Source organism: Pseudomonas sp. dw_358 (assembly GCF_018449655.1).
Lineage (GTDB): Bacteria > Pseudomonadota > Gammaproteobacteria > Pseudomonadales > Pseudomonadaceae > Aquipseudomonas.
The window spans coordinates 73,896-84,927 of record NZ_JAAVUX010000023.1; the positions used below are offsets into that span (position 1 = coordinate 73,896).

General features: G+C 64.4%; 11 protein-coding genes. 1 reads left to right on the forward strand and 10 read right to left on the reverse strand.

From position 1 onward, the window contains the following. From HB675_RS23885 to HB675_RS23915, 7 genes are all read right to left on the reverse strand, one after another. The gene (locus HB675_RS23885) at positions 1-1,362 is read right to left on the reverse strand and encodes an MFS transporter (RefSeq protein ID WP_213881628.1); all 1,362 of its coding nucleotides are present in this window, start codon (positions 1,360-1,362) and stop codon (positions 1-3) included. 439 nt (positions 1,363-1,801) lie between these two features. Beyond that, positions 1,802-2,848, reverse strand: a complete 1,047-nt coding sequence (locus tag HB675_RS23890) for an ABC transporter ATP-binding protein (RefSeq protein WP_213881629.1) — start codon at positions 2,846-2,848, stop codon at positions 1,802-1,804. Positions 2,849-2,882: 34 nt separating this feature from the next. Continuing rightward, on the reverse strand, positions 2,883-3,716 hold the full coding sequence (locus tag HB675_RS23895; protein WP_213881630.1) for an ABC transporter permease: 834 nt from the start codon (positions 3,714-3,716) through the stop codon (positions 2,883-2,885). Beyond that, positions 3,713-4,561: an ABC transporter permease gene (locus tag HB675_RS23900; protein ID WP_213881631.1), complete on the reverse strand. Its 849-nt coding sequence runs from the start codon at positions 4,559-4,561 to the stop codon at positions 3,713-3,715. Before HB675_RS23900 ends, HB675_RS23895 begins: the two co-directional genes overlap by 4 nt. Positions 4,562-4,580: 19 nt before the next feature. Continuing rightward, positions 4,581-5,684 carry an ABC transporter substrate-binding protein gene (locus tag HB675_RS23905; RefSeq protein WP_213881632.1) on the reverse strand — a complete coding sequence of 368 codons (1,104 nt, stop codon included), beginning with the start codon at positions 5,682-5,684 and terminating at the stop codon, positions 4,581-4,583. A gap of 131 nt (positions 5,685-5,815) precedes the next feature. Beyond that, positions 5,816-7,255, reverse strand: coding sequence for an aldehyde dehydrogenase family protein (locus HB675_RS23910; protein WP_213881633.1), 1,440 nt, complete (start codon positions 7,253-7,255; stop codon positions 5,816-5,818). Beyond that, a complete protein-coding gene (locus tag HB675_RS23915; RefSeq protein WP_213881634.1) occupies positions 7,252-8,877 on the reverse strand; it encodes a 5-guanidino-2-oxopentanoate decarboxylase in 1,626 nt (541 codons plus the stop codon). The genes HB675_RS23910 and HB675_RS23915 overlap by 4 nt, the downstream gene beginning before the upstream one ends. Positions 8,878-9,024: 147 nt before the next feature. Between HB675_RS23915 and HB675_RS23920 the strand changes: the two genes are divergently transcribed. After that, complete coding sequence (locus tag HB675_RS23920; protein ID WP_213881635.1) at positions 9,025-9,912, forward strand: LysR substrate-binding domain-containing protein; 888 nt, start codon at positions 9,025-9,027, stop codon at positions 9,910-9,912. Here the strand turns inward: HB675_RS23920 and HB675_RS23925 are convergent, their stop codons facing one another. From HB675_RS23925 to HB675_RS23935, 3 genes are all read right to left on the reverse strand, one after another. Continuing rightward, positions 9,913-10,455: a thioredoxin gene (locus tag HB675_RS23925; RefSeq protein WP_213881636.1), complete on the reverse strand. Its 543-nt coding sequence runs from the start codon at positions 10,453-10,455 to the stop codon at positions 9,913-9,915. Between the two features lie 49 nt (positions 10,456-10,504). Then, complete coding sequence (locus tag HB675_RS23930; RefSeq protein WP_213881637.1) at positions 10,505-10,729, reverse strand: hypothetical protein; 225 nt, start codon at positions 10,727-10,729, stop codon at positions 10,505-10,507. Positions 10,730-10,809: 80 nt separating this feature from the next. Next, positions 10,810-11,032 (reverse strand): hypothetical protein (locus tag HB675_RS23935; protein ID WP_213881638.1); only part of this gene is annotated, 223 nt, incomplete at its 5' end.

Here is an 11,032-nt window from a genome sequence, read left to right on the forward strand (position 1 = left end):
TCAGTCGTTGGGCGTCGCCGGAATCCAGCGGTCGTCCAGCCGTGGCGCGCGCACCTTGATGCGACGCTTGGCCTTGCGGAACGTGCCGAGAAAGGCAAAAGGCTCGTGCACCACTTCCGGGTCCTTGATGAACAGCATCAGCACTGCGCTCAAGGCGTACAGGCCGGTGAACGCCCACACCACCCCTTCCAGTCCAAAGCGCGTGCTGAAGATCGCCACCACCGCCGGTCCCACCCAGGTCGACGCACCTGCGCCCAGGCTGAGCACGGACAACGCTGCGGCCTTGTTCTGCGGCGCCAGGGCCGGGGCCAGTGCCGACAGCGGCACGAAGCACGCCAGGGTCAGCCCGTAGAACGCGCCGAACACCGAGGCCAGCAGGAAGTTGTGGGGGAACATCTGCGGCATGAAGAAGAACAGCGGCGTACTCACCGTGCTGCCGATCGCGCCCAGCCAGAGGATGGTGTTGCGAAAACCGATCCGCGTGCTGATGACGCTGGAGGTCATGTTGCCGATGATATTGAACACAAAGACGATGGTCAGCAGGCGCAGCCACTCTTCGAGGGTAAAGCCCACGGTGTGCATGAAGAACCCGGGCAGCACGACCAGAAAGCCGAACATCGACGAGGTGTTGATGATGCGTACCACACCCACCAGGCTGACCTTGGGCCGGCTCCACATGATGGTGATGTTCTTGGCCATGGACACCAGCGGCTTTTCGCCCTCGGGCGCCAGGCGGCGCATGCCATGCGCTTCACGCAGACCCACCAGGCCGATTACCCCGCCGAATACCACCAGCGCAAACGACAGCCAGAACGTGTGCAACGCACCGATGACCGGGATGGCGAAGCTGGCCACCAGCGACCCCAGGGTCGGCAGGCCGGCCGCATAGGCCACCCAGAACCAGCCCACCGCCAGGCCCATCTTGCGCGACGGCGTGGCGGCAGCGATCCATACCAGAAAGCCGTAGGCGAACAGCGGGTAGCCGAAGCCGCGCAAACCGTAGGTCAGCAGGATCATTGAGTAGCTCAGGGTTTTCAGGCCGTAAACCAGAAACAGCACCTCAAAGACACTCCAGATGAGCAGCCCGAGGAACATGACCCGCTTGGGACCCCAGAGATTGGACAATGCCCCGGCCAGCCAGGACGAGATGCCGACGGTCACGCCGTAGAGGGTGAACACCGTGGCGATCTGGCCTTGAGCCATGCCTCGGCTACTGAGGTAGGGAGAGAGGTAACCGAGCTCGACGCCGTCCCCGATCATGAAGATCAACAAACCAACGAAGCCCCAGAACAACGCGGGGGGTATACCGAATTTATCGCACAGGCGTACGAAGGGGGATTGCGGAGTGGATTGATCGCTCAATGGTCCGGTCCTTTTTGCAGCACGGCGCTTGGGCGCGCCGAATGAATGGCCTCGATGAGGTTGTGTAGTGGGCAGGCTTCGAACGTCACAGCACGCCGTTGGCAGCCGCGCTTCCCGGGCGGGAATGGCGACAGGCAGCGACGCTGAAATCACGGTTTTTCTTGGATTTTCGCGTCTGTTGCCTTTCTTTTATGGCATGTGAACGGTTTCAGTACAACCTTGGCGGTGGCAGGGGCCTGCGACAATGTGCCCGGTGGTAATGGCGCTAGGCCATGTGGAATGGGGGCTGACGGCGCCTGCAAATAATTTGAAAAAATAGCGCGGACAAACCTGTAAGACCGAGCTTGCTCGGGAACAAACACCCCCACCCTTGGACGGATATGCATCCGTGACCCATTCCCGAGCAAGCTCGGTCTTACAGGTTATTCCTTGGTGTCATTCACCCCGCCAACACCCGACAAGCCCCCGGGGCAAAACCTACGCCCACCGCCTGCCCCACCGCCACCCCAACCGACTCGCGCGGCGTGCTCAGCGCCACCAGCGTCACCCCGCCACACGCCACCGTCGTTTCCACGGTCGCGCCGAGGTCGCGGACGAAGGTCACTTGCCCGGCCAGCCCCGCCTCGCCCGGCGCCGCCAGCAGCACATCCTCGGGCCGTACCAGCAGGCGCAGTGCCTCTCCCGCCGCACGCGTTTCGCTGCCGGGCACGGCCAGCACCGCACCCGCCGGCAAACGCACATGCCCATCCCCCAGCGCCGTCGCCGAGAACAGATTCCCGGAACCCATGAAATCCGCGACAAACTCATTGGCCGGGTGGCGATAGATCTCCATGGGTGTGCCCACCTGCTGCACCCGGTGTTGGCCCAGCACCACGACGATATCCGCCATGGTCAGGGCTTCGCGCTGGTCGTGGGTGACCAGGATGGTCGTGATGTTCAAGCGTTGCTGCAATTGGCGGATTTCCACCTGCATGGATTCACGCAGCTTGGCATCCAGGGCCGAGAGCGGTTCGTCCAGCAGCAGCAACTTGGGGTGGGCGGCAATGGCTCGCGCGATCGCCACGCGCTGGCGCTGACCGCCGGACAACTGTGCCACCGGCCGGTCGAGCATTTCGCTCAGCTGGATCAGTTGCAGCAACTCGACCACCCGGGCCTTTTGCGCGGCCTTGTCGACGCCGCGCAGCTTGAGCGGGTAGGCGATGTTCTGGCCCACGGTCATGTGCGGGAACAGCGCCAGCGACTGGAACACCATGCCGAAGTTGCGCGCGTGGGCCGGGGTGTGGCCGATGTTCTGGCCGTCCAGGCGGATCTCGCCGCCACTGAGGGTTTCCAGGCCGGCGATCATGCGCAGCAGGGTGGTCTTGCCGCAGCCCGAGGGGCCGAGGAAGCACACCAGCTTGCCCTCGGGCAGGTGCAGGTTGACGTCCACTACCGCCCGCGCGGCGCCGTAGGATTTTTCCACGTTTTCCAGCATCAGACCGCTCATTATTCCCCTGCCTCGCCAATCAAAATGGAGCTGTTCAAAATGACACCCCGCCTTCGCCTACCAGCTTTTCCAGCGCCCAGATCAGGGCAAAATCGATCAGCACGATCAGCACGGCAAAGGAAAACACCGTCGGGTCCAGTGACGACACGGTGCGGCTGTACATCCAGATCGGTACGGTCATCACATCGATGGTGTACAGAAAGTAGGTCACAGTGAATTCGTTGAACGAGACGATGAACGCCAACAGCATCCCCGCCAGAATCCCCGACTTCATCAACGGCACCACCACGTGCAACACCGCTTGGGTACGGGTGGCGCCGAGCATCTGCGCGGCTTCTTCCACTTCGCTGCCGATGGAGGTCATGGCCGCCGTGCAGTTCTTGATGGCGAATGGCAGCGCGAGGATCACATGGGCGATCACCAGCCGGGTGATGGGCATTTCGAACGGCAGGCTGTTGAACACCAGCAGCAGCGCCAAGCCCAGCACGACCATGGGAAACACCAACGGCAGGGACATCAGCTGCACTGCCACGGCCTTGCCGGCGAACTCGCAACGGGTCAGCGCATAGGCTGCCGGCACCGCGATGAGAATCGCCAGCACCATGGTCAGCAACGCCACCCACAGGCTGGTCATCAACGCCTGGCCCAGGCTCAGCACGTCGCTGGAATCCGGCGAAACGAAGGTGTGCCAGGCCGCGCGGTACCATTGCAGGCTGTAGCTGGCCGGCGGAAAGTCGAGGTTCGAGGCGCCGCTGAAGGACATGACGATCATGGTCAGGATCGGCAGCACCGCCAGCAGCAAAATGATCACCGTCAGCACGTTGGCCACGCGGCCGCTGTCACCCGGCAACAACAGGCGACGGCTCATGACGTGACGCCTGGCGTACGGCGGTTGAACAACAGCGGCACGCTCATGACCAGCAAGGTGGTGAGGATAAGCACCACGCCGGCGGCCGAAGCGGCGGGCCAGTTCATCAGGGGCGCAATCTGGTCATGCACCATGACCGCCAGCATCGGCACTCGCCGACCGCCCAGCAACAACGGCACCACGAAGCTGCTGGCGTTGTAGGCGAACACCAGGGTCGCGGCATTGACGATGCCCGGCAGGCTCATGGGGAGCACCACCTGGAAGAACACGTGCGTGCGCGATGCACCCAAGGTGGCGGCGGCCTCCTGATAACTGCGCGACACCCCGCGCATGGCGCTGGCGATGGGCAGCACCGCCAGCGGGAAGGCGGTCTGCACCAGACCGGTGAGCACACCGCTCTGGTTGTACAACAGCATGATCGGGCGCTTGATCAGCCCCAGCGCCATCAACGCCTGATTGAGCATGCCGGCCGGACCAAGGATCACCAGCCAGCCATACGTCTGTAGCAGCAAGTTGACCAGCAAGGGCAGCAATACCGCCGCCAGTACGATGCGGCGCAGCATGGGCGAAGTCAGGCGCGACATGCACCAGGCCACGGGAATCGCCAGCAGTACCGCCAGCGCGGCGCTGATCAAGGCCAGGCGCAGGGTCAGCAGCAAGGATTTGAGGTAATAGGGTTCGAGCAGTTGCTGGTAACTGTGCAGGCTGAAGCCGCTCCATTCAGCCCCCTGGGTGCCGACGCTCATGCGCAGGACCAGGAGGCTGGCAGCGACCAGCACCGCGAGAAACAGCATCGATGGCGACAGAAACAGCCACGCGCGCAGGGTTTGTCGAGGCGAAGTCATGAAGGCCGCTCACATAAAATCAGGACGAGAATATCTCGGTGTAGCGCTTGATCCACTGGTCATGCACGGTGGCCAGGTAAGCGTTGTCGTGGATGATCGCCTTGTCGTGGATCTGCTCGGGCGTAAGGATGAACGGGCTCTTGCGGGCTTCGGCGGAAATGATTGCCTTGGCGTTGACCGGGCCGTTGTAGATTTCCTCGGCCATCTTGCCCTGCACCGCCGGGTCCAGCGAATGGTCGATGAAGGCATACGCCAGGTCCGTATCGCCGGGGCGTGTCTTGGGCATCACGGTCTGCATCAGGTCGGTGTAGAAGCCTTCCTTCATGCCGAACGTGGCCCCTAGGCCGTAGCTCGGGTCGCGCAACTGTTTGGGGAAGAACGCCGGCGCATAGAGGCCGCCCAGGTCCAGGGAGCCGGTGCGAAACAACTCGGCGATCTGGTTGGGGTTTTCGCCCAGGGTCACCACGCGGTCCTTTAGCTCGGCGAGTTTCTTGAAGCCGGGCTCGACGTTACGCTCGTCACCGCCGGCCAGTTTCGCGGCGATGATGATCAGGTCCATGGCCTCGGTCCAGTTCGGCGGCGGCAGAAACAGGTTGCTGGCGTAGTCCTTGTCCCACAGGGCGGCGTAGCTGGTGGGCGGCTCTTTCACGGTGCGGGTGCTGTAGACCAGGCTGTTGCACCAAAGCAGGTAGCCGATGCCATGGCCGTTGGCGCCGGTGCGGTATTTCTCCGGGACGTCGGCCAGGTTGGGGATACGGTTGAGGTCAGGCTTTTCCAGCAGGCCGGCATTGGCCAGGCCTTCGGCACCGACCCCGGCCAGGGTGATGACGTCGTACTGCGGACGATCACCGGCGGCCTTGAGGCGCGCGACCATTTCCGAGGTGCTGCCGGTGCGGTCGGCAATCACCTTGGCCCCGGTCTTGGCTTCGAAAGTCGCGGCGATGTTGCGCAGGGCGGCCAGGCCGGTGTCATCCGACCAGGTCAGCAAGCGCAGGGTCTTGCCCTGAAAACGCCCGTCGTCGGCCCGGGCACTGATGAAAGGCATGCCCAAGGCCGCCGAAGCAACCGTGGCCACCCCCACGGTCTTGATGAATTGCCGCCTGCTGAAATCGTGATCGCCCATGCTCGCTTGCCCCTGACTGTGTTGATCGAATGAGGGGCATCCTGAGGGGCGGTGAAAACGTCAACAATCGAAAGTTTGTCATCAAAGCCATGTGCCAGGCGCATGCCTTATCCGGGGGCAAGCGTGCGCCCTCAGCGAGCGCGCAGCACGTGCTTGATCTCCTGAAACGCTGCCAGCCCCCACGGGCCCAGCTCGCGTCCCAGGCTGCTCTGCTTGTAGCCGCCCCAGGCCGCCTGGGGGAAAATCACCTGCGGCGCATTGATCCACACCAGCCCGGCCTGCAAGGCATTGGCGACCCGTTCGGTGGCGACTTCGTCCGTGCCCACCACGCTGGCCACCAGGCCGAAGCGCGAGTCGTTGGCGCGCCCGATGGCCTCCTCCTCGTTGGCAAATGCGCGCACGCAGAGCACCGGGCCGAAGATCTCTTCCTGCCACAGCGCACTGTCCAGGGGCACGTCGGTGAACACGGTGGGCTGAAGAAAGAAGCCCCGCTCCAGACCCTCGGGCCGCACCCCGCCCAAGCGCAGGCACGCGCCGTCGGCGAGGCCTCGGGCAATGTGCGCGATAACCCGCTGGTATTGCGCCGCGTTGACCAGTGCGCCCATCTCCACGCCGTCGGCGAACGGTTCGTCGACCTTGAGCGCGGCGGCCTTGACCAAGAGCTTTTCCAGAAAGGCGTCGTACACGTTGTCGGCCACCAGCACGCGACTGGTGGCCGAGCACATCTGCCCGGCATTGAAAAAACCACCGCCGGCAGCCAGCTCCACGGCCAAGTCCAGGTCGGCATCGGCGAGCACGATCAGCGACGACTTGCCGCCCAGCTCCAGGCTCACACCCTTGACCGTTTCCGCCGCGCGCTGCATGACCTGCACCCCTACCGCGTTGCTGCCGGTGAAAGATATTTTGGCAATCCGCGGATCACTGGCCAACGGCGCGCCCACGTCCACGCCAGAGCCGCAGACCAGATTGAACACCCCGGCAGGCAGGCCGGCTTCAGCGATGATCCGCGCCAGCGCCAGCTCGGCCAAGGGGGTCACTTCCGACGGTTTGAGCACCACGCTGCAACCGGCCGCCAGCGCTGGCGCGAGCTTCCAGGCGGTGGTGACCATGGGAAAATTCCACGGCACAATCAGCCCGACCACACCGCAGGCTTCGCGGCGCACATGGGCGCTGAAGGCATCGCTGGGTAGCGTTACGGGCTGGTCACCTGGCAGGTCGGCGGCCAACTGAGCGTAGTAATTGAACGTGGCGATGACGTCGTCGACGTCGATCTGCGCTTCCCACAGCGGCTTGCCGTTGTTGCTGGCCTGTAACCGGGCGAGTTCATCGCGCTGGGCTTCGACACCCGCGGCGATGCGCCCGAGCGCCTCGGCGCGTTCGCTGGCCGGAAGGCGCGACCATGGGCCAAAGGCCGCCGTGGCGGCGGTCACGGCCTGCTCGACCGCCGCGCTGGCGCCGCCGGCGACCACCGCCAGGGGTTGTTCAGTGGCGGGGTTGATCACCTCGATCAGTTGCTCGCCGCGCTGCCATTGGCCGTTTATGTAAAGGCCGTTCAATACTGTTTCGCTCATGCTTGCCACTCGCTCATCCATTGGTTCTGGTCGATTTCAATCAGGGTCGGGCCGTAGCGGCCGCCGCAGGCCTTCAGGGCCTGGCGCAATTGTTCGGGGTTGGCGATGGCCTCGGCGGCGCAGCCCAGCCCTGTGGCCACGGCGACGAAATCCGGGGTGTGCAGGTCGACCCCGATGGGCTCGATGGCGCGATTGACCATGTAGCGCTTGATCTCCTCGTAGCCCTGGTTATTCCACAGCAGCACCACTACCGGCACCTGCGCCTGCACGGCGCTGGCCAGTTCAGAAAGCGTGAACTGCAAGCCGCCGTCGCCGATCAGGCACACCACCGGCCCCGGTTCATCCCCTCGCCCGAGCCAGGCGCCGATGGCGGCCGGCAAGGCGTAGCCCAGCGTCCCGTAGCCGGTAGAGGCGTTGAACCACCGCCGCGGCCGGTCCATGTCCAGCGTCAGATTGCCGGTGTAGACCGGCTGGGTCGAATCGCCCACCAGCAGGGCATCGGGCAGCTCGCTCAGAATGGTGTTCAAGAACAGCGTCTGAGCCTGAGCGGCAGTGTCCCAACTGCGGGCGATGGCCAGACGCAAGGCTGCGCAACGGGCCTGTCCCCATGGCTGCCCAGGCGTCACGGCGAGCCCGCTGACGGCCGTAAGCAGCGCCTCGGCCGCCACTTCAGCGTCGGCCACCAAAGCCAGTTGCGGTGGGTAATTGCGCACGCACTGGTCTGGATCGATATCGATGCGCAGCAAGTCGCCGGGGATCTCGAAGCCGCCCGCAAAGGTGATGTCGTAGTCGGTTTCCGCCAGCTCCGTGCCGATGGCCAGCACCACATCGGCTTCGGCCACCAGCGCACGGGTCGGCACCAGTGACTGGGTCGAGCCGATCAGCAGCGGGTGGGCGGCGGGCAGCAGCCCCTTGGCGTTGATGGTCAGGGCCACTGGGGCTTGCAGGTACTCGGCAAGGGCGATCAGCGCGGGCCCGGCCGCGAGGGCGCCGCCCCCGGCGAGGATCAGCGGGCGGCGAGCGCCGGCCAGGCGCTCTGCCATCAGCGCCACGGTCCGGGGCGCGGCGCCAGCACGGGCCACGTGCACCGGCGGGCAAGCCAGCAAGTGGTCGGCGGGCTGCACCAGCACGTCCAGCGGGATCTCGATGTGTACCGGTCGAGGGCGCCCGGCCTCGAACACGGCAAAGGCCCGGGCCAGCACCGCGGGCAAATCGTCGGCGGCCATCAGCGTGTGGGAAAACGCCGAGACCCCTTCCATCATCGCGCGCTGGTTCGGCAGTTCGTGCAGCTTGCCGCGCCCGCCGCCCAGTTGCTGGCGCGACTGCACGCTGGAAATCACCAGCATCGGGATCGAGTCGGCATAGGCCTGGCCCATGGCCGTGGCGATATTGGTCATGCCGGGGCCAGTGATGATGAAGCACACCCCCGGCTTCTGCCGGGCGCGGGCATAACCGTCGGCCATGAAGCCGGCGCCCTGCTCGTGGCGCGGGGTAATGTGGGTGATGCTGGAACCGGCCACGCCGCGATAGAGCTCCACGGTGTGCACGCCGGGAATGCCGAACACGTGCTCGACGCCGTAGCCTTCCAGCAGTTTGACCAGTACTTCGCCGCAGGTTGCCATGTCTTGTCTCTCGAATCCCAAGGATGGCGGCATTGGACCGGGGGCCTGTGGCGGTGACAATGCAAAAATAGTCATACTAGGCATGTTCTTCGCACATGCCTCTTTACCCATGCCTGCGCGCCCTCTGCCAACGAGCCGAATGCCAAGATGAAACGTCCCGTGCCCCTGCCCGCCCTGCACACTTTCCTGATCACCGCCCAGTGTCAGAACTTCACCCGGGCGGCGGAGCTGCTATGCATCACCCAGGGCGCGGTCAGCCGGCAGATCGCGGGGCTTGAGGAACACCTGGGCTACCCGTTGTTTCAGCGCCTGCCACGGGGACTGAGCCTGACCGATCAGGGCCGCGATCTCTATCCGCGCATCGAGCAGGTGTTCGGCCTGATCGACGAGGCCGTCGAGCAAGTAGGCGCCAAACGCAAGGCCCTGCAACTGAAGGCGCCGACCTGCATGATGCGCTGGCTGTTGCCGCGCCTGATGCAATGGCAGAAGGAGCGTCCGGACGTGCCGGTGGAATTGACCACCACCACCCAGCACCGGGTGGACTTTCGCCGCGAGGCTTACGACGCGGCCGTGATCTACGGCCCGCCCCCGGAGCCCGAAGCCCGGCCTATGCACCTGTTCGACGAACAGCTGACCCCGGTGTGCTCACCGCAGATGCTGGAAACCTCGGCGCCGCTGAGCTCGCTGCACGACCTGGAGCAGCACATGCTCCTGCACCCGACCTGCGACGAAACCGACTGGCAGACCTGGCTCAACGCTGCCGGCGCCAAGCTGACCGATGTGCGCAAGGGCCAGCATTTCGAAACCCTCGACCTGGCCATGTCCATGGCGGCCCAGGGCACCGGCGTAGCCATTGGCGACTGGGCGCTGATCGGCGATGACCTCGCCCACGGCCGCTTGATCACGCCCTTCGAGTTGAAGGTGCGCACCGGCTCGGGCTATTACGCGGTCTTGCCGCCGCGCCAGGCGTCGGCCCCCGGCCTGCAGGACCTGCTGGGCTGGTTGCAGGCACAGGCGCAGCATCCGCGTCTCTGATCAGCCGAGTTGCTCGATCCAGGCCTCGACCGTGTCGCCACTGCTCAGCTTGGGGTTCACCAGGCCATCGACCATGAAGGTCGGCGACACGTGTATGCCATTCTGCCGTGCGTATTTGGCGTGCCACTTGACGTCCTGCCCCAGCGCCGGGTTGGCGAAGGCTCCGGCCAGGGCCAGGCCGCTGTAGTCTTCAAGGCGGCGAATGATATCGTTGGGGGTGGCGTCCATGTTCGGGCCGCCGGCATGGCGCTCGAACTCGAATTCCTCACGGTGCGCGGCCACAGCGGCCATGACCGCCTTGGCTGCTTGCTTGCCGCCGTCCAGGGTGGAGGCCGCAAGGATACAGCGCACGATCACCCCGGAGAACAGGTGCCAGGGTTGCGATTGCAGGCGGATCTTGATGGTGATGCGCGACTCGCCGGCCTGGGCCAGCAGCGCGTCGAGCTTGTTGAAGGCCTTGACTGAAAACGGGCAAGTGGGTTCGAGGAAAACTTCGAAGATGCGCGGGCCGTGGCCCCAGGACAGCGGATCTGCCGGGTTCATGCAGGTGTGCCTCTCGGTGGTCTGAGAGGCGCAGTGTAGCCGCTGCAGTTCAGGCGACCCGTGAAATGTTGTGGGCCACGCCGCGCAGGTCGCTGATGGACACCGCCAGGCCACTCAAGTGATTTTCGATGAAATCGATGTCGGCACTGTTGTTGCCGATCCGGGAATGGCGCAGGTAATGAGCATGACCGCGCAACATCCGCGACAGCGCGTCCAGGTGGGCGGCGGTGTCTTCCAGGTCGTGCTGAATATTGTCCAGGCGCTCGATTTGCATGGTGTGTGCTCCGAAATCTGTATTGATTGTGGGGCTTCCCATGCCCAGGACGTCTCAATGCAACAAGACCTGCAGTCCGTTCATCGCCTGCTGGTCTTTATATCGGCAAGAGTGTGCGGCGCTTCACATTTATTGAGTAACAGGTTTAGTACATATTGACACACTTGCTCAGGGAAAGGCTCCCCCATGCGCCAGGCGGCGCTCGACCCTGCAGGGGTCATCATCCATAACCCGTGCAGGAGCGCGCAACCCTCCGGCTCTGCTGTTGCTGTTGCTGTTGCTGTTGCTGTTGCTGTTGCTTTA